The sequence below is a fragment of the Novosphingobium sp. LASN5T genome, from assembly GCF_003856955.1.
GTDB lineage: Bacteria > Pseudomonadota > Alphaproteobacteria > Sphingomonadales > Sphingomonadaceae > Novosphingobium.
Genome location: NZ_RQSI01000009.1, coordinates 122308 through 140574, shown reverse-complemented (window position 1 = coordinate 140574; position 18267 = coordinate 122308). Strand labels below are relative to the sequence as shown.

Here is an 18267-nt window from a genome sequence, read left to right as displayed (position 1 = left end):
CACACACCGCGGAAACCATCTTGGCCAGCGGTCACGTGCGACCGCACCGAAAGGCCGGACATATGGAAGCAAGCGATCCGATCAAATTTTCCGTTCAGCCCTTGCAAGAGGGAGCCGTCCACATATGGAACGGCAATTCTCGGGAAAGCTCAGGACGGGCGGATCATGCAGGGCACGCCGATCTCCGGTAGAAAGGTCTCGATGAAGAGGGTGGCCGGACGGGAAACCCGCCCGGCCCAACCCATCAGATCTTGCCGACGAGGTCGATCGAAGGAGCCAGCGTTTCGGCGCCTTCTTCCCACTTGGCCGGGCAGACCTGGCCGGGGTTTTCACGCCAGTACTTGGCTGCCTTGATCTTGCGCACCAGTTCGCTCGCATTGCGGCCCACGCCCTCGGGCGTGATTTCGACGAGCTGGATCACGCCGTCCGGATCAACGACGAAGGTGCCGCGATCGGCCAGGCCCACGCCCACGCGCAGGATGTCGAAGTTGTTCGACAGGTCGTGGTTCTGGTCACCCAGCATGTAGTACTGGATCTTGCCGATCGCCGGCGAGGTGTCGGCCCAGGCCTTGTGCGAAAAATGCGTGTCGGTCGAAACCGAGTACACTTCGACGCCCAGACCCTGAAGCTCGGCATACTTGTCGGCAAGGTCTTCCAGTTCGGTCGGGCAGACGAACGTGAAGTCCGCCGGATAGAAGAAGAACACGCCCCACTTGCCCTTCACGTCGGCGTCGGTAACGGTTTCGAACTTGCCCTGGCGATAGGCCTCGGCTTTGAACGGCTTAAGCGTGGTTCCGATCAGAGACATGACAGACGATTTCCTTCTGATTCGTCGTTGGTAAACTGGATACGAGGGTGAGCTAGCGACTCCCGTTCGCAATTTCCAATGATCAATTCCGGCCACTTTGATTGATTGCGTCGATCAATGGCTCGCCTGATCGGAACCTGTCGATCACATTCCTGTGGCACGGCAGAGACAGATGCTCCGTCGCTGTCGCCCTTACGATAGCGCCCCCGCCACGGCGTGCCCCCGAAGCGACATTTCCTCCAGCGGCAACAGCCTGGCATCCTCGAGCGCCGCCACGCGATGACCGATGCCAGCGAGGTAAGTCTCGTTTTCGGCAAAGGCGAGGAACGCGGAAACGCTGCTCTGGCGCACCAGCATCGCCATGTCCCATCGTTCGGACTCTGGCCCGATCAGGAAAGGGCCGCCCTGCCCCAGGAACAGGATATCCCCGCCGCTCGCGCGCAGGTGCGGAAGGGTATGCGCGATGTACCGCCCGAATGCCTCGCTTCCGCCGATCGGCGATGCCGGCGCAAGTTCCGGATGCGCCGCGTAGTCCGCAACGGCGCGAAACCGCAGCAGGTTCAGCATGACGACGCTACCCGCAATCCCGCGCCGGACGAACAGCATGCCGGCCGCCGGCGACACATCGAAATGAGGGGTGGACGTATCCGTCATCCTTCCGCACCGCCATCAGCGCGCACCAACAGCAGAACATGCATCCTGACGTCCTCTGGCCATTCCGCGATATGCCGCTCCAATGCCCCCAGGTCTCCCGCAAACAGCGCCCGTGTCGCATCCTCGTAACCGGGCAGGTCGCCGGCCATCGCCAGCATGAAGTGATAGGCCGCCTCCTGCGCGCGGCGCCGTTGCTGGCGGGTATCGGGTTTCTTCCGCTCGCTGTCGATCAGACGGCGCAGGGTAGCCGAAGCGCCTCCGGGCTGGGCAGCCAGCCATTCCCATTGCCTGGGCAGCAGGGTTACCTCGCGCGCCACCACGCCCAGCCGGGGCCGGCCCCGTCCACGCGGTTCCCCCGCCTGCCCTTCCCCTGCCGAAAGCGCGTCGGACAAAGCCGTTGGGGCACGGTAACGCCCGCGATAGACCGGCGCAGGTTGAGAAAGACGTGCCACGATCTCCTCGTCGCTGCCGCGCAGGTCCAGATCGACAATCCGTCCGCTGCTGTCGTCGAAAACCTGGATGGCATCGGCAGCGCCTCCTTCCAGCGCCCGCTTCACGTGCAAGGCGACTTCGCCCAGCGGGCCGGAGAACAGTTTCCGCGCGCCGCAAAATGCGGTGCAAATCGTGATGTCGGACATAGTGGATTCCTTCTGCGTCGGAGGCTTTTTACCCGGGTAAATGTTCTCGGTCAATATTACCCGGATAAAATAAGTCGCGAAGGAGCGCGATGCCTCGCGCGCCCGTCCCACGCGCGCTCGAACGCTTGTTGCAAGCGCATAAAAATATGAAATAAATACGCTTTACCGTTTGAACGTACGGTTTTTTGCAATCGACTTGCAGAACTTGCACTTGAAAATCGACGCGTTCCAATCCAATTGCGCTCACGAAACAAAACCGTTTCGTTCCATTACACCTTGTTGTCAGGACTCACGATGACCGCTCCCAGCGAAAGCGATTCCAGCCCGGTTGCTCCCGAGACGCCCGGCGAGAATGGCGTCGATCCGAGCGGCGCTGCGTCAAGCGGTAACGGTCAACGCAGCAAGCGCATTCGCCGCATCGGCCTGATCGCGCTGATCCTGGGTGCAGCTTATGGAATCTATGCCTACACGGACTATCGCCTCTACGGCCGCTTCATCCAGGAAACCGACGATGCCTACGTGAAAGCGGACGGGGTAACGGTGAGCTCCAAGCTGTCCGGCTATGTCCGGGCGGTGAACTTCAAGGATAACCAGTCGGTCGCGGCGGGAACGCTGCTCGTGCAGATCGATCCGACCGACTACCAGACGCGCCTTGCCCAGTCCGACGCGCAAGTGCAGGTGGCGCGCGCCACGCAGGCGGCGTCGGTCGCCAGCATCGCGGAAGCGCGTTCGGCGGTGGGGCAAGCCTCGGCGGCAGTAGACGCCGCCAGGCGCCAGCTTGCCTATCTCAATGGCGAAGTCGTCCGTTTCCGTCCGCTTGTCGCCAGCGGCGCGGAACCGAAGCAAACGCTGGATCAGTTCGTCTCGAACCGCGATCAGGCAGCGTCCGATCTTGCCTCCAAGCAGGCCGCGCTTGCCGCGGCGCGTGACAAGGTTCGTACCATCGAGGCGCAGGCGAACCAGTCCGCCGCCCAGATCGAAGCCGCCCTCGCCCAGCGCCAGGCCGCCAACAACGACATGGCCACGACGCGCATCATCGCCCCTATTGCCGGCCGCATCGGCAATTCATCGGTCCGGCTCGGCCAGTACGTCCAGCCCGGTCAGCGCCTGCTGACGGTGGTGCCGGTCGACGCAATCTATGTGGAAGCGAACTTCAAGGAAACCCAGATCGGGTTGATGCGGCCAGGCCAGCCGGTGACCGTGAAAGTCGATGCCCTGCCCGATGTGGCGTTCCATGGCGTGGTGGACAGCATCACGCCGGGCACCGGCGCCAACTTCTCGCTGATCCCGCCGCAGAACGCGACCGGCAACTTCACCAAGATCGTGCAGCGCGTGCCGGTGCGCATCCGCATCAATTCCGGGCCGGAATCGAAGCGGGTCCTGGTTCCCGGGCTGTCGCTGACGGTCCAGGTCGATACGACCGCCGCGAAGGGAGCCATCGAATCCATCCGCCGCGAGCAGGAACAGGCGCCGAAGCGGCCATGAGCGCAGCCACCCTTCCCGCGGAACAGGCTGGGCAGCCGCCCGCGCCGCCGCCGGCCCGCGAACGCGCGGACCTTACCGCCTGGCTGGGCGTAGCCGCCGGCGCGCTCGGCTCGCTGATGGCCACGCTCGACATCTCGATCGTCAACGCCTCGCTTCCCACCATCCAGGGCGAGATCGGTGCCTCCGCCAGCGAAGGCACCTGGATTTCGACGGCCTATCTCGTCGCCGAAATCGTCATCATTCCGCTGACGGCCTGGCTGGAGCGCGTGTTCGGCCTGCGCCGGTTCCTGCTGATCGCCTCGGTCCTGTTCACCGGCTTCTCGATCATGTGCGGCACGTCGACGACGCTGACCGGCATGATCATCGGCCGCATCGGGCAAGGCTTTACCGGCGGCGCGATGATTCCCACGGCCATGACCATCATCGCCACACGTCTGCCTCCGTCACAGCAACCCATCGGCACGTCGCTGTTCGGTTCCACGGTCATCCTCGGCCCTGTTCTCGGGCCACTGGCGGGTGGCTGGCTGACCGAGAACTTCAGCTGGCACTATGCCTTTTTCATCAACGTTCCGGTCTGCCTGGCGCTGATGGTGCTGCTGCTCGTCGGCCTTGCCGACCAGAAGCCCAAGCTGGACGAACTGATCGAGGCGGACTGGCTGGGGATCGCGGGCCTGGCGCTCGGCCTCGGCGGGCTGACCGTGGTGCTGGAGGAAGGCAATCGCGAACAGTGGTTCGAATCCACGCTGATCTGGCAGTTGACCGCCGTCACCGTGCTGGGGTTCGTGCTGATCGGACTGGGACAGCTGTACGCGCGCCGCCCCGTGATCAAGCTGGCCCTGCTGCGCAACCGCACGTTCGCGGCAGTCTTCGTCCTCGCGCTGATCCTGGGCGTGGTGCTGTACGGCACCGCTTACGTGATCCCGCAGTTCCTGGCCGCCATCGCCGGCTACAACGCGATGCAGGCCGGGCAAGTCGTGTTCATCTCGGGCATTCCCGCCATGATGATGATGCCGCTGTTCCCGATCCTGCTCAGCCGGTTCGACCTGCGGCTGATCGTCGCCACCGGCCTGCTGCTGATGATGGCATCGTGCTACATCGACACATCGCTGACCGCGGACTCCACGGGTTCGGACTTCGTCGATTCCCAGCTTCTTCGCGGACTGGGTCAGGTCCTCAGCATGATGTTCCTCAACCAGGCGGCGATCGCGGCGGTGCGCCCCGACGAAGCCGGCGATGCCTCGGGCCTGTTCAACGCCGCGCGCAATCTGGGCGGTTCGATCGGGCTTGCCTTGCTGGCGACCGTCCAGGAGCGCCGGCTCGACTATCATCACTGGACGCTGAATTCCGCTCTCGGCAACAACGATCTTGCCGTGCAGGACTGGGTTTCCAGCACCTCCGCCACGTTCGGCGGCGGTCCGGTCGGCCTTGCCGCCGCAATACGCCAGATCGACAACACGGTGCTGCGCGAAGCCATGGTGATGGCGTTCAACGACGATTTCATGTTCCTTGTGGCGGGCATTCTCGTGGTGACCCCGCTCGTCCTTTTCCTGCGCCCTCTTCCCAAGGGACGCAACATGGCGGCCATGCACTGATGCGACCGATCCCCCGAACTCTCCTCGCTCCCCTGCTCGCTTCCGGCGTCCTGCTCGTCAGCGGCTGCGCCACGGTCGGGCCAGACTACCATGGCGCGCCGAACGTGGCGGATACCGCTGCCACGCGCGGCAGTTTCCTGCGCGCGGACGCGGGAACCAGCGCCGCCGCGCCCACCGCCCGCTGGTGGCAGGCGCTGGGAGATCCCGTGCTCGACCAGGTTGTCGAAACCGCGCTGACGAACGCGCCCGACGTGCAAGCCGCGAACGCCCGCATCGCGCAGGCACGCGCGGGGCTTGAGGCCAACAAGACGGCGCTGCTGCCCACCGCCAGCGTTTCGTTCGCCGTGCCCTATGTGAACCTTCCCGGCAGCATTCTGGGCAATTCGGGACGCGAGGAGTTCCACGCCTATGCACCAGGCTTCGACACATCATGGGAAATCGACCTGTTCGGCGGCACGCGACGCAAGATCGAGGCGGCTTCCGCCCGCGCCGAGGCCGCCGAAGCGGGCCTTGCCGACGCCCGCGTGACTCTTTCGGCGGAAATCGCGCGCGCCTACGTATCGCTGCGCGCCAAGCAGGCCGTGCTGGCACTGACCGATCGGCAGGCGGCAATCGACAGCGACCTCGTCTCCCTGGCCCGGCAACGGCTGGCGGGCGGCACTGCACCGGAACAGCCGCTGGCGCAGGCTCGGGCCCAACTCGCGCAAACCGAGGCGGATCGCGCGAAGACGCGGGCCGACATCGTCGTGCTGATCGATCAGATCGCCGTTCTTGCCGGGCGCGAGCCGGGAACCTTTGACGCGCTACTGTCCGCTCCGAACGCGGTGCCGCTGCCGCCGGCCGACGTCGCCGTGGGCGATCCGGCGCTCTTGCTGCGCAACCGCCCGGACATCCGCATGGCCGAACGCCAGCTTGCCGCCGCCAATGCCGACGTCGGCGCCAGGGTGGCGGACAAATATCCGAAGATCAGCTTCACCGGCCTGCTTGGCACTGGCGGGCAGAACTTTGCCGACGTGTTCAAGACGTCGAGCCTCATCGGCCTCGCGCTGCCGCAGATCAAATGGTCGCTGTTCGACGGCGGCCGCGTTAACGCGCAGATCCGTTCGGCCAAGGGGGCTTATGCCGAAGCGGAGGCGCAGTTCCGCGGTACGGTCCTGAAAGCCCTGCAGGACGCGGAAAATTCGCTGACGCGCTTCGGCGGTCAGCGTATCGCCTATGGCAAGGCCCTCGACAGCCAGGCGCAGGCCGCACGGGCGCACGCGCTCCAGGTACAGCGCGTGCAGGGAGGCACCGCTTCCCGCAGCGATGCGCTGACCGCCGAGCGTCAAGCCGTCCAGGCTGAAATGGCGGCGATCTCGGCACGCGCCGAGCTGACCACCGATTTTGTCGCCGTGGAAAAGGCACTGGGCCTTGGCTGGACCGCGCAGGCGACGGAGGAAGCGCCGAAATGAGCCGTTTTCGTTCCGTTTATACCGTCTTGACTCGCCGCAAATCTAAGGCACTCTCCGTACCCATAACGCCATCAAGGCGAGGATTTGGGACGGATGGACTGGATTTCGGATTTTGGCCGCCGATTCTGGCAGGCCTATCAAGAGGGGCTGGTAATGTCCTGCCCCGTTCACCGCGCAGCGGCAGACCGAGCGGCGGAAAAAACCCCGTGCGACATCGGTATGCACCAGTATGACGTCGCAGAAGCGCTCGCAAGGCAGCAAGCCGTCCGCCACTGAACAGACAGATGGGCCGACTGACCTGATCGTCTCTTGTGCGGATGAAGGCATCGAAAGCCGCGCCGTGCGCCGCGGTCGTCCATCCGCGGCGGAAGCAGAGCAGATCGTCGGCCGGATTCTGGAGGCAAGCTGGGACGTCCTGCTGGCCGAGGGCTTTGAAGGCTTCACCTTCGATCGCGTTGCCCGCCATGCTCATATCGGCAAGGCCACGATCTATTCCCGCTTTGCCAACAAGCGGGAACTGATGGGCGCACTCTTGCGCCATCGCATCGAAGCCCAGCACGCCCATATAACGGCTATGGGCGCGGGTCTTCCGCCGATGGAGGCGTTCATCGCGCGCAGCACCGAAGTATTGTCGCTGCTGCTTTCCCCCGATGGCATTCTGCAAGAACGCCTGATCGACTGGATGGATCAGGAAGGTGACGGCGAATGCGGCGAAATCCGCAACGCGATCTACCGCCATTCGCTGGTCGCCATCGAAGCGTTGATCCACCAAGCGAATGCCACCGGCCTGATCCATATTCCCGATCCGGCAGCGGCCGCCGAATTCTGGCTGGAAGGACTCGTCGGCCATGCGCGCGTCACGCGCGCCGAAGAGAACGGGGATAGGGTCGCGCATGAACGCTGGTCGCGCAGATATGTGCATTTCTTCTTTTCCGGGACCGCAACCGTCGCCCCGAACACCAGCGCTTCCACCGCCTAGATAGCGTTCAGCGGGACAGGTTCAGCGCATCGCGGGCGAAGCAGCGGAACTGTTCCAGCCGCTCGCCATCCCCGTCATCGCCATAGGCAGAGCGTCTTTCCCCTTGCGGGGAGCGATCGTCATCGCGCGGCGGAATATCCAGCGCGGCGGCGGTGACGAAGCGAATACGCCAGGCGAGAGCCACCGCATCGACCTCGGGCTGGCACGCGGACAGCATCCTTGTGACGCGATCGACACCTTCGGCGAACAGGCTCCATATCTGCTCGTGAATGCTGTCCGCCGCGCGCGAGAACATCTCGTCCAGCACCACGATCGCGCGGAAACCGGGAGTCATCGCGGCAGAGGCGAACAGGGGCACGACCAGCGCATCGACGACGGCGGGGAAAGCGGCCTTCCGTTCCCGCTCCAGCGCATCCAGCATGCCGGTTCGGGCATCGGCGATCCGCGCCGCGTTGCGCAGCGCCAGATCGCGCAACAGCCCGTCCATATCGCCGAAATGATAGCGCACCAGCGCGGAGTTGACTCCCGCCGCATCGGCAATGCCCCGCACGGTCAGGGCATGGACGCCTTCCTGCACGACGATCCGTTCCGCCGCGGCCAGCAGGCGTTCCGGTGTCGACAGGGAGGGGGAAACGGTTGCCGCCATGCGCGCGCCATAACAGCAGCCGTTCGATCCGCGCCAGCGAAGAACACCGCTGCCGCAAGGTTAACGGCCTGTAAGGGACCGCCCGTCCCTTGCGTTTCACCGGATCGATGGCTTTGCCTGCCAGACAGCGGAGACACCTGTTCAGCCCGCGAGGCCTTCATGACCGTTCTCCTTCCCACCTCATTGCCGGATCTGGCGATCGTGGCCGAGCCTGTCCGGATATGCCCGGCGTCATGAAACACATGGTCTTTCCCGTGCCGGAAACGGGCGCAGCCGGCGAAAGGGCGGACGAGCGGATCGATAGCCTGCGCCACCTGCTCGAACGCGAGCGCAAGGCGCGGATCGAAGCCGAGGCGGTAGCCGAACGGAGCTGGCGCGATCTCTACGAAAACCAGGTTCGCCTGGCGCTGCTCCAGCGGATTACCGACGCTTCCAACCAGTCGAGCGACTTCAAGGCCGCGCTGGGCATCGCGCTGGCGGAAATCTGCGCCCACATGAACTGGGACGTGGGCCACGCCTATCGCATCGATCTTGAAGGCAAGGCGCGCCGGCAGGCCCGCATCACCTATGCCGCCGAACCCGACCGGTTCCGCCCGATCATGGACGCTTCGCGGCGCCAAATCCTGCAAGACGGGGAAGACCTGCCCGGAAGGGTGCTGCGCGACCGGCATCCGCACTGGATCGACCAGATGGTGGAGGACAAGTGGTTTCCGCGCCGCGATCTGGCGCTTGAATCCGGCCTGCAATCGGCCTGCGCCTTTCCCGTGCTGGTCGGCGAAGAACTGGTGGCCGTGATGGAGTTCTTTTCGCGCCGCCCGCTGGTGGACAAGGACAACATCCTGCTGACCGTGACCCAGGCCAGCACGCAGCTGGCGCGCGTGGTGGAACGTGAGCGCGCCCGGACGGCGTTGCTGCACGAGGCACGGCACGACGCGATGACGGGCCTTCCCAACCGCGTGCTGCTGGACGAGCGCGCGCGCGCCGCCTTTGCCCGGCTCCAGCGGTCGGGGAAGGATCTGGCGATGATGGTCATCGATCTGGATGGCTTCAAGGCGGTGAACGACAAGCACGGCCACCACGCCGGCGATGCGCTGCTGATCGAGGTGGCCCGGCGCTTCAACCGCGTCGTCGCCGGGCTGCGCGGCAAGACCGGATGGCCTGGTCCCTCCCCCCGCATCACTCTGGCGCGGGTGGGCGGCGACGAGTTCGTCATGCTCCTCGACATGCTGACGGACCGGCGCCTGCCCGAATTTCTCGCGAATCGTCTGCTGGTCGCGCTGCGCGAACCGATGCCGATCGATGGCGAGTTGGTAGCGGTGGGAGCATCGATCGGCATCGCCCACGGCGGCGGCGACTATACCTCGATCGAGCAGATCCGCCGCGACGCCGATCTCGCAATGTACGAAGCCAAGGGCGCCGGACGGGACCGGATCGTCACGTTCACCGATGCGCTCGGCAGCGATGTCCGCCGCCGCATGGCGCTGGAGCGTGAGTTGCGGGAAGCGATCCGCGAGAACCAGTTCCTGCTGTTTTACCAGCCGATCTTCTGCCTCGGCGATACCCCGTATCTGCTCGGCTTCGAAGCCTTGATCCGCTGGGCACACCCCACCCGGGGCACCCTGTCGCCCGATGCCTTCATCCCGGCGGCGGAAGCCAGCGGCCTGATCGTGTTCATCGGCGACTGGGTGATGCGGCAGGCCTGCACCGCGCTCGCCCGGCTGCACCGGCTGTTGCCCGCGCACAATCGCCCGTTCGTCAGCGTCAACATCGCCCCGCAGCAGTTCCTCCAGCCGGATTTCACGCAGAGCGTGCGCCGCGCGATCGCGGACAGCGGATTGCCACCACGCTGCCTCAAGCTGGAAGTGACCGAAGGCGTGGCCATCATCGATGCCGCGCGCACGCGCGCCGTGCTGGAGGAAATCCGCGCCTGGGGCGTGCAGACCAGTCTGGACGATTTCGGCACCGGCTATTCCTCGCTCAGCTACCTCAAGAACCTGCCGTTCGATTCGCTCAAGATCGACCGTTCCTTCACCGCGTCGATCGACGATCCCAAGAGCCGCGACATCATCCAGACCATTCTCGATCTGGCCGGCAAGCTGGGCCTGACCGTGGTGGCCGAAGGCATCGAATCCTCGGAACAGGACCGGATGCTGCAAAGCATGGGCTGCACGTTCGGCCAGGGCTTCCATCTTGCACCGCCGCTGGAGGAAACGGCGGCCTTTGCGCTGGCCGCGGCCGAAGCGCCAACGCCACCGGCCTGATCGCCGACAGGGCAATTCGTCACTGTACCATCCCGGTTCAGCGGCTATCTTCGCGCTTTCTTGGCAAGGAGGCTCCCATGGCAAACAGCCCGTGGCACCACGCCCGCAACTCCAGCGTGGCCGACGACATCGATTTCGAGATCAATGGGCAGGAACTGCAGTTCCTGGAAATCGAGCTGGACCCCGGCGAAAGCGCCGTCGCCGAAGCCGGCGCCTTCGTGTGGAAGGACGCCGCGATCGGCATGACCACGGTGTTCGGCGATGGCAGCGGCGGCGGTGACGGCGGCTTCATGGGCAAGCTGCTGGGCGCAGGCAAGCGGCTGGTCACCGGCGAGAGCCTGTTCACCACCGTGTTCACGCACAACGGCCAAGGCAAGGCGCGCGTCGCCTTCGCTTCCCCCACGCCGGGTTCGATCCTGCCGATCAAGCTGTCCGACGTGGGCGGCACGCTGATCTGCCAGAAGGACAGCTTCCTCGCCGCCGCGCGCGGCGTGTCGATCGGCGTGGCTTTTCAGCGCCGGGTCATGACCGGCCTGTTCGGCGGCGAAGGCTTCATCATGCAGAAGCTGGACGGCGACGGCTGGGTCTTCGTGCAGATGGGCGGCACGCTGGTCGAGCGCGAACTCGGCCCAGGCGAACAGCTCCATGTCGATACCGGCTGCCTTGCCGCCTACACGCAGGGCGTCGATTTCGATCTGGTGACGGCCGGCGGCGTGCGCAGCGTGCTGTTCGGCGGCGAAGGCCTGTTCTTCGCGCGGCTGACCGGGCCGGGAAAGGTCTGGATCCAGTCCCTGCCCTTCGCCCGACTAGCCGGGCGGATGCTGGCGGCTTCGGGCAGCCGTGGCGGCCAGAACCGGGGCGAAGGCTCGGTCCTGGGCGCGCTCGGCGATTTTATCGACGGCAATAACTGAGACGCTCGGGGCAAGCCGGCGGACCTGGATGGAAACGCCGGCCTGCCCCGCGCAAAGGATCAGAACTTCAGACGGATGGTTCCGCCAAACGTGCGCGGATCGCCGACCTGCGCAGCGATCAGCCCGGTGTTGCCGCCCGTTCCGGCCAGCAGCAGGTCGATGTAGTTCCGATCGAACGCGTTGCGTACCCACAGGAAGGCATCCAGCGTTTCGGTGCGGAAGCCACCCCGGAAGTTCTGGATCGAATAGCCGTTGACCCAGGTGTAGATCGACGGCGTGGGATTGGACGACCAGCGCGAACGATAGCTGGCATCGTAGCCGATGTAGAACTTCCCTTCTTCGCCGAACACCTTGGCCGGCTGGTTCACTTCCGCACCCCAGGCGAAGGCCCACTTCGACACGCCGGGCAAGACCTGACCAGAGGCATCGACGAACGGCGGGCTGTTGCCCACCTGACCCGGTGCGGCGATCGTGCCGGTGTAGCTGCACTTGCCTGTCGCGACGATCCCGGTGCTGGTGCCCCCGGAAAGTTCCGGCGGAGGCGGCGCGTCGCAGAACTTCACGTATTTGGCATCGGTAAAGGCGCCGTTGACATAGGCCGAGAAGCGATCGCTCGGGCGGATCGAGAAATCGGCCTCCACGCCGCGCGTGCGCACCTTGTCCGCGTTCGCCAGATAGCCGCGCACCGTGCCGAACTGCCCGTTGCTGACGTTGGCCTGGAAGTTCTTGATGTTGGTCCAGAAGCCAGTGACGTTGAACGTCGCGCGGCGATCCCAGAACTGGCTCTTGAAGCCGATTTCGAAGTGATCGACCTTTTCCGGCTTGATGGTGGCCGCCGCCTGGATCGGTGCGCCGTTGGCATCCGCCGGCACGCCGTTCAGGTTGATGCCGCCAGTCTTGAACGAACGCGCGTAGGTTGCGTAGACGTTGATGTCCCGGCCCACCTTGTAACGCAGGTTCACGTCGTAGGAGACGTTCCAGGCGCTGAACTTGGGCTCGAAGAACTGCGACGCCTGGATGCCGCGCTGCGCCGCCGTCCACGGATCGTTGTAGTACGGCGATCCGGGGACCGCCGAGACCACCTGCCGCGTTCCGTCCGATGCCGTGCCCGTGACGACGGAATTATAGAGCCCGTCCTTCTTGTCGTAGTTGACGCGGAAGCCCGGCGACACGGTGAAGCTGTCGGTGATGTCCCAGTTCAGCTTGGCATAGGCGGCAAGGCTGGTGTTGTTCAGCCGGATGTCATTGATGGCGACAAGGTTGTTCAGCACCGCCGGGTTGTTCGACAGCGCGCTGGTGGGGTTGAGCAGCCACTTGCTGGCGGCCGGACCGGTCTGCTGGATGCCGCTGGTGCGGATATCCTGGTGGAAGCCGAACAGGCCGACCACGAAATCGTAGCCCTTGCCCTTGTGGTTGAGGCGGAACTCCTGCGTGTACTGGTTCTGCTTGGTGGGGTTGTTGACCTTGGTATAGACCGCAAGGCCGGTGTAATCGCGGTCGTTGGCCGGGCTCCAGTCCCAATAGCGCCACGCCGTGATCGAGGTCAGCGTGTTGTTGGGATCGATGTCCCACACCGCCTTGGCCGAAACGCCGCCGTGCTCGTTGCGCGCGGACAGCGCGGCATCGGCGTCGGTCAGGCGGTCATAGGGATTGGTGCTGGGCACCCGGTATCCCGGGAAATACGAGATCAGCGCGGGATACTGGCGGTTCGTCGCCCGCTGCGTGGGGCCATAGCCGCCATAGGCGAACGCGCAGCAGATCGGGTCCTGCAGGTTCCAGTCGCCCGACAGAGTGACGTTGAGGCTCGACGTCGGCTTCCACAGCAGCGATCCGCGCAGGCCGATATTGTCCTGCGACTGGATCCAGGTGTTGCTGTAGGTATCGAACAGTGTGCCGCGGCGGCTGGTCGTGGTAACGCTGATGCGCGCGGCCAGCTTGTCGGACAGCGGGCCGGAGATCGAGGCCTTGCCCTGCTTGAAGTTCAGGTTGCCGAGCGAGATTTCGGCCTTGCCTTCAAAGTCGAAGCTGGGCGGCCGCGTGGTGATGTTGATCGCGCCGGCGGTGGTGTTCTTGCCATAGAGCGTGCCCTGCGGCCCGCGCAGCGTTTCGATCTGCTCCACATCGACGAAGTCCAGCGTCGCCGAGGCAATACGGTTGTAATAGACATCGTCGATGTAGATGCCCACACCCTGTTCGAAGCCGTCGTTGGTCAGGCCGAACGGGGCGCCGATGCCGCGAATGTTGATGAAGGTGTTGCGCGGGTTCTGCGAATAGAATTGCAGCGTGGGCTGTATCTGGGTCAGGCGCGCAATGTTGTAGGTGCCCTGCGCGTCGAGCTTGACGGCTTCGACCACCGAGATCGCCAACGGCACGGTCTGGACGTTTTCCTGGCGGCGGCGGGCCGTGACGATGATGGCGTTGCCGCCCGCGCTTTCGCTATCGGATGCGGAAACGCTTTCGGCCTCAGCCGTCGCGGGGGCTGGCGCTTCTTGAGCGAGTACGGGAGCGGCGAGCAGCGCAAAGGGCGCGGCTCCCGCCAGCAGGAGAGCACGGGACATCTTAGGATCCTTGTTGCAGGATCACGATGCCTCCAGTCGTCCGGTTGGCGGTGTGATCAGATTATTGGCGTGACGAAACGAACGGTATTCGGATTGAACGGCAGAAAGGTGGGAACGCGCCTCAGTTGGGCTTGAGGCGCTTCTTCTCGGTCACGTCGATCTGAACGACGCGACCCTCATGCACGGTCAACGAAACGTTGCCGTACTTCAGCCCGGCAAGGGCTTCGCGAACGCTGGCGATGCTTTCTTCCAGCAGGCGCTCGGCCTCGGTGCGGGGCGCAGCGGGAGAGGTATTCATGGCTGTGCTCCTTCGGGGTTGGCATTGAAAACACGGGATCGAACGGGACGGATCAAAACGGTTTCGCCGGGGTTCGGGCGCGGTTGCGCGACATCGATGTCGATTTCGACGATCAGGCCGCCTTCCGCCAGCGCACCTTCGACGCGCCAGGCGCCGCCCTTGCGGAACACGTTGTCCACCAGCAGTGCCTCGCCGCCTTCGCGCACCACTTCGACGTCATGCGGGCGGAAGTGGACTTCATCGCGTGCGCCACCGGATGCGGGGCCAGCCGGGATGCGGTTCGTCTCGCCCACGAAGTGCGAGACGAACGGCGTCGCCGGATGCATGTAGATTTCCTCTGGCGTGCCGACCTGCTCGATCACGCCATTGTTCATCACCACCACGCGGTCGGCCAGTTCCAGCGCCTCTTCCTGGTCGTGCGTGACGAAGACCGATGTCAGCCCCATCTGCTTGTGCAGTTCGCGCAACCACCGGCGCAGATCCTTGCGGACCTTTGCGTCCAAGGCGCCGAAGGGCTCATCCAGCAGCAGCAGCCTGGGCTCGATCGCCAGCGCGCGCGCCAGCGCCACACGCTGGCGCTGGCCACCGGAAAGCTGCGCCGGATAGCGATCGCCCAGCCCATCGAGTTGGACCAGCCGCAGCAGTTCCTCGGCCCGCGCCGCGATGGCCGCGCGCGAAGGACGGTCACGCCGCTTGCGCACGGTCAGGCCAAAGGCGACGTTGTCGGCCACGGTCATGTGGCGGAACAGCGCATAGTGCTGGAACACGAAACCGACGTGGCGATCAGCCACCTTGCGGTCGGAAACGTCCTCTCCGCTGAACAGCACCTGTCCGCTGTCCTGGAACTCCAGCCCGGCGATGATCCGCAGCAGCGTGGTCTTGCCCGATCCCGAAGGCCCGAGCAGCGCGATGAACTCGCCCGGACGGACTTCGAGATCGATGCCGTGCAGCGCGGCGAAATCGCCAAAGCGCTTGGTAACGTTCTGGACCCTGATCAATGCCCTGCTCCCGTATGGTGGAGGTCGAAGCGCCATTCGAGAATGGTCTTGGCGACCAGCGTGACCAGCGCGAGCAGCGCCAGCAGCGAGGCGACCGCGAAGGCGCCGACGAAATCGTACTCGTTGTAGAGAATCTCGACATGCAGCGGCATCGTGTTGGTCAGGCCGCGAATGTGGCCGGAAACCACCGAGACCGCGCCGAATTCGCCCATCGCCCGGGCGTTGCACAACAGCACGCCATAAAGCAGGCCCCAGCGGATGTTCGGCAGCGTAACATGGCGGAACACCTGCCAGCCGTTTGCGCCGAGCGAGACGGCGGCTTCCTCGTCATCCTTGCCCTGCTCCATCATCAGCGGGATCAGCTCGCGTGCCACGAACGGGAACGTGATGAACACCGTGGCCAGCACGATGCCTGGCACCGCGAAGATGATCTTGAGGTCGTGCGCCGCCAGCCACGGACCGAACCAGCCCTGCGCGCCGAACAGCAGCACGAAGATCAGGCCAGACACGACTGGGGACACCGAGAACGGCAGGTCGATAAGCGTGATGAGCAGGCTCTTGCCGGGAAAGTGGAACTTGGTGATCGCCCAGCTTGCCGCCACGCCGAACACCATGTTCAGCGGCACGCTGATGGCCGCGATCAGCAGCGTCAGCTTGATCGCCGCCAGGGCATCGGGCGTATGGACGGCATCAAGGAACGGCCCCAGCCCCTGCTTCAGCGCTTCGCTGAACACCACGATCAGCGGCAGCAGCAGGAACACGCCGAGGAACGCCAGCGCCAGCACGATCAGCACGATCTGCGTCAGGCGGCCTTCGGTGGTGGAACGCGGCCGGCTCATGCGCCCATCCTCCTGCGGCTGGCCGCCTGGATGAGGTTGATCACCAGCAGGATCAGGAACGAGGCCAGCATCATCACCGTGGCGATCGCGGTCGCGCCGGCATAGGCATACTGTTCCAGTTGCGTCACGATCAGCAGCGGCGCGATCTCGGTCTTGCCCGGCATGTTGCCGGCGATGAAGATCACCGATCCATATTCGCCCACCCCCCGCGCGAACGCGAGCGCGAAGCCGGTAAGCAGCGCCGGAGCAATCGCGGGCACGATCACGCGGCGGAAGGTCTGCAACCGCGTTGCCCCCAGCGTGGCGGCGGCTTCCTCCACATCGCGGCCCAGGTCGGCGAGCACCGGCTCGACCGAGCGCACCACGAAAGGCAAGCCGATGAACACCAGCGCCACCACGATGCCCACAGGCGTAAAGGCCACCTTGAGGCCCAGCGGCTCAAGGAACTGCCCGAGCCAGCCGGTCGGCGCGTAAAGCGCGGTCAGCGCGATGCCCGCCACGGCCGTCGGCAGCGCGAACGGCAGGTCGACCAGCGCGCTGATCACGCGCTTGCCCGGAAAGGCATAGCGCACCAGCACCCAGGCGACGAGCAGACCCGACACCGCGTTTACCAGCCCGGCGGCGGCGGCCGTGCCGAAGCTGACGCGATAGGCTGCCAGCGCCCGGTCCGAAAAGCCCACAGCCACGAATTCGCTCCAGCCCATGCCAGCCGAACGGATGAAGATCGATGCCAACGGCACCAGCACGATCAGCGTGAGCCAGGCAAGCGTCACCCCGAACGTCAAGCCGAAGCCTGGCAGGACGGAAGGCTGGCGCCAGCTTTTCGCGCGGGAAAGGGTTCGGGACATCTGCAGTGGCCTGCTCGATTGCGGAAGGGAAAGGGAGACTTACTTCTTGGCCGTGATGCGGTCGAAAACGCCGCCATCGTCGAAGAACCGCTTCTGCGCGGCACCCCATCCACCGAAGTCCTTGTCGATGGTGACCATCGGGATCGCGGGGAACTGCGACCGGAACTGTTCGGCCACTTTCGCATCACGCGGACGGTAGAAGGCATGCGCGATCGCGGTCTGCGCTTCGGGCGTGTAGAGATAGCGCAAATAGGCGTCGGCCGCTTCCTGCGTACCGTGCTTCTTCGCGTTCTCCGTCACTACCGCGACGGCCGGTTCAGCAAGGATCGACAGCGACGGCGTAACGATCTGGAACTTGCCCTTGCCCATTTCCTTTTCGGCCAGCAGTGCCTCATTTTCCCACGTCAGCAGCACATCACCGATGCCGCGTTCGACGAAGGTCGTCGTCGCGCCCCGCGCGCCGCTATCCAGCACCGGCACATTGGCGAACAGCTTGCGGACATAATCCTCGGCCGCCGCGTCGGAGCCGCCCGCCTTGCGGCCATAGGCCCAGGCGGCCAGGAAGTTCCAGCGCGCGCCGCCGCCGGTCTTGGGGTTTGGCGTGATCACCTGCACGCCGGGGCGGACAAGATCGTTCCAGTCCTTGATGCCCTTGGGGTTGCCCTTGCGGACAAGGAAAACGATCGTGGAGGTATAGGGTGACGAATTGTCAGGCAGCGCCTTCTGCCAGTCCGCCGGCAGCAGCTTGGCGCGCGCCGCGATCTGGTCGATGTCATAGGCGAGCGCCAGGGTGGCCACATCGGCTTCCAGACCGTCGATGATCGCGCGGCCTTGCTTGCCTGAACCGCCATGGCTCATCCGGAAGGTCACGTCCTTGCCGGTCTTCTGCTTCCAGTAGGTGGCGAAGGCCGGATTGATGGCCTGATAGAGTTCGCGCGTGGGATCATAGGATACGTTCGTCAGTACGATGCCATTGCCATTCCCGCCGGCTCCGCCCGAACAGGCAGACACGGTCATGGCCATTGCCGCGGCAGCGGACAGGAACAGGCGGCGATTGATCATGATTGTCTCCCTGTTGATGTGCGCTGCATATACTCAACTAATTCAATAGACATTAAAGACTCTCTGTGTGCTCCTAAAGTCAAACTATCGACGCCCCCGTCGGCTCCCTTGGAAAGAGGCGGCCCATGCGCAAAGACCGCCTCCTCCCCACCGTGGCGGTCCGCGGCGGAATCATCGCTGCGGACCGACATTGGACACTTAACTCAACTTTATGAGTAGAGAATAGACTGGCGACAGGA

Annotated in this window: 16 protein-coding genes; 6 read left to right on the top strand and 10 right to left on the bottom strand. The window is 64.7% G+C overall.

The genetic code is table 11. The features are described from left to right. Positions 1–244: 244 nt before the first annotated feature. The 3 genes from ahpC to EH199_RS08670 all read right to left on the bottom strand — a co-directional run bounded on the left by ahpC (position 245) and on the right by EH199_RS08670 (position 2100). Complete coding sequence (gene ahpC / locus EH199_RS08680) at positions 245–808, bottom strand: alkyl hydroperoxide reductase subunit C (protein ID WP_124808859.1); 564 nt, start codon at positions 806–808, stop codon at positions 245–247. Positions 809–1000: 192 nt separating this feature from the next. Then, positions 1001–1462, bottom strand: coding sequence for a DUF1330 domain-containing protein (locus EH199_RS08675; RefSeq protein ID WP_124808858.1), 462 nt, complete (start codon positions 1460–1462; stop codon positions 1001–1003). Further along, positions 1459–2100, bottom strand: a complete 642-nt coding sequence (locus EH199_RS08670) for a DUF2239 family protein (RefSeq protein ID WP_124808857.1) — start codon at positions 2098–2100, stop codon at positions 1459–1461. Before EH199_RS08670 ends, EH199_RS08675 begins: the two co-directional genes overlap by 4 nt. A 294-nt stretch (positions 2101–2394) precedes the next feature. On the opposite strand from EH199_RS08670, the gene EH199_RS08665 reads away from it, so the two are divergent. From EH199_RS08665 to EH199_RS08650, 4 genes are all read left to right on the top strand, one after another. Further along, the gene (locus EH199_RS08665) at positions 2395–3585 is read left to right on the top strand and encodes an HlyD family secretion protein (protein ID WP_124808856.1); all 1191 of its coding nucleotides are present in this window, start codon (positions 2395–2397) and stop codon (positions 3583–3585) included. Next, positions 3582–5177, top strand: coding sequence for an MDR family MFS transporter (locus tag EH199_RS08660; RefSeq protein ID WP_124808855.1), 1596 nt, complete (start codon positions 3582–3584; stop codon positions 5175–5177). Before EH199_RS08665 ends, EH199_RS08660 begins: the two co-directional genes overlap by 4 nt. Further along, positions 5177–6628, top strand: coding sequence for an efflux transporter outer membrane subunit (locus tag EH199_RS08655; protein WP_124808854.1), 1452 nt, complete (start codon positions 5177–5179; stop codon positions 6626–6628). Before EH199_RS08660 ends, EH199_RS08655 begins: the two co-directional genes overlap by 1 nt. Positions 6629–6857: 229 nt before the next feature. Continuing rightward, on the top strand, positions 6858–7607 hold the full coding sequence (locus EH199_RS08650) for a TetR/AcrR family transcriptional regulator (RefSeq protein WP_223806554.1): 750 nt from the start codon (positions 6858–6860) through the stop codon (positions 7605–7607). 7 nt (positions 7608–7614) lie between these two features. Here the strand turns inward: EH199_RS08650 and EH199_RS08645 are convergent, their stop codons facing one another. Beyond that, entirely contained in the window at positions 7615–8253 is a 639-nt protein-coding gene (locus EH199_RS08645) for a TetR/AcrR family transcriptional regulator (protein WP_124808853.1), read from the bottom strand. A 233-nt stretch (positions 8254–8486) separates the two neighbouring features. Here EH199_RS08645 and EH199_RS08640 point away from each other — a divergent pair, with 233 nt between their 5' ends. Then, positions 8487–10514 (top strand): bifunctional diguanylate cyclase/phosphodiesterase, encoded by a 2028-nt coding sequence (locus tag EH199_RS08640; protein ID WP_124808852.1) that lies wholly within the window; start codon positions 8487–8489, stop codon positions 10512–10514. A gap of 77 nt (positions 10515–10591) precedes the next feature. After that, positions 10592–11425 carry a TIGR00266 family protein gene (locus EH199_RS08635; protein ID WP_124808851.1) on the top strand — a complete coding sequence of 278 codons (834 nt, stop codon included), beginning with the start codon at positions 10592–10594 and terminating at the stop codon, positions 11423–11425. A gap of 59 nt (positions 11426–11484) precedes the next feature. Here the strand turns inward: EH199_RS08635 and EH199_RS08630 are convergent, their stop codons facing one another. From EH199_RS08630 to EH199_RS08605, 6 genes are all read right to left on the bottom strand, one after another. Then, positions 11485–13983 (bottom strand): TonB-dependent receptor, encoded by a 2499-nt coding sequence (locus tag EH199_RS08630; RefSeq protein ID WP_124808850.1) that lies wholly within the window; start codon positions 13981–13983, stop codon positions 11485–11487. 121 nt (positions 13984–14104) lie between these two features. After that, entirely contained in the window at positions 14105–14281 is a 177-nt protein-coding gene (locus EH199_RS08625; RefSeq protein WP_124808849.1) for a YezD family protein, read from the bottom strand. Next, entirely contained in the window at positions 14278–15279 is a 1002-nt protein-coding gene (locus tag EH199_RS08620; RefSeq protein ID WP_223806553.1) for a sulfate/molybdate ABC transporter ATP-binding protein, read from the bottom strand. The genes EH199_RS08625 and EH199_RS08620 overlap by 4 nt, the downstream gene beginning before the upstream one ends. Beyond that, a complete protein-coding gene (gene cysW / locus EH199_RS08615) occupies positions 15276–16118 on the bottom strand; it encodes a sulfate ABC transporter permease subunit CysW (RefSeq protein WP_124808847.1) in 843 nt (280 codons plus the stop codon). Before cysW ends, EH199_RS08620 begins: the two co-directional genes overlap by 4 nt. Further along, positions 16115–16966 carry a sulfate ABC transporter permease subunit CysT gene (gene cysT, locus EH199_RS08610; protein ID WP_124808846.1) on the bottom strand — a complete coding sequence of 284 codons (852 nt, stop codon included), beginning with the start codon at positions 16964–16966 and terminating at the stop codon, positions 16115–16117. The genes cysW and cysT overlap by 4 nt, the downstream gene beginning before the upstream one ends. A gap of 39 nt (positions 16967–17005) precedes the next feature. Further along, positions 17006–18028, bottom strand: coding sequence for a sulfate ABC transporter substrate-binding protein (locus EH199_RS08605; protein ID WP_292964132.1), 1023 nt, complete (start codon positions 18026–18028; stop codon positions 17006–17008). Between the last annotated feature and the right edge of the window lie 239 nt (positions 18029–18267).

Bases quoted from the DNA above. Each gene is read 5' to 3' on its own strand.
- ahpC (WP_124808859.1), bottom strand. From the start codon at position 808: ATGTCTCTGATCGGAACCACGCTTAAGCCGTTCAAAGCCGAGGCCTAT.
- EH199_RS08650 (WP_223806554.1), top strand. From the start codon at position 6,858: ATGACGTCGCAGAAGCGCTCGCAAGGCAGCAAGCCGTCCGCCACTGAA.
- EH199_RS08655 (WP_124808854.1), top strand. From the start codon at position 5,177: ATGCGACCGATCCCCCGAACTCTCCTCGCTCCCCTGCTCGCTTCCGGC.
- EH199_RS08605 (WP_292964132.1), bottom strand. From the start codon at position 18,028: ATGATCAATCGCCGCCTGTTCCTGTCCGCTGCCGCGGCAATGGCCATG.
- EH199_RS08630 (WP_124808850.1), bottom strand. From the start codon at position 13,983: ATGTCCCGTGCTCTCCTGCTGGCGGGAGCCGCGCCCTTTGCGCTGCTC.
- EH199_RS08670 (WP_124808857.1), bottom strand. From the start codon at position 2,100: ATGTCCGACATCACGATTTGCACCGCATTTTGCGGCGCGCGGAAACTG.
- EH199_RS08660 (WP_124808855.1), top strand. From the start codon at position 3,582: ATGAGCGCAGCCACCCTTCCCGCGGAACAGGCTGGGCAGCCGCCCGCG.
- cysW (WP_124808847.1), bottom strand. From the start codon at position 16,118: ATGAGCCGGCCGCGTTCCACCACCGAAGGCCGCCTGACGCAGATCGTG.
- cysT (WP_124808846.1), bottom strand. From the start codon at position 16,966: ATGTCCCGAACCCTTTCCCGCGCGAAAAGCTGGCGCCAGCCTTCCGTC.
- EH199_RS08625 (WP_124808849.1), bottom strand. From the start codon at position 14,281: ATGAATACCTCTCCCGCTGCGCCCCGCACCGAGGCCGAGCGCCTGCTG.
- EH199_RS08665 (WP_124808856.1), top strand. From the start codon at position 2,395: ATGACCGCTCCCAGCGAAAGCGATTCCAGCCCGGTTGCTCCCGAGACG.
- EH199_RS08675 (WP_124808858.1), bottom strand. From the start codon at position 1,462: ATGACGGATACGTCCACCCCTCATTTCGATGTGTCGCCGGCGGCCGGC.
- EH199_RS08640 (WP_124808852.1), top strand. From the start codon at position 8,487: ATGAAACACATGGTCTTTCCCGTGCCGGAAACGGGCGCAGCCGGCGAA.
- EH199_RS08635 (WP_124808851.1), top strand. From the start codon at position 10,592: ATGGCAAACAGCCCGTGGCACCACGCCCGCAACTCCAGCGTGGCCGAC.
- EH199_RS08645 (WP_124808853.1), bottom strand. From the start codon at position 8,253: ATGGCGGCAACCGTTTCCCCCTCCCTGTCGACACCGGAACGCCTGCTG.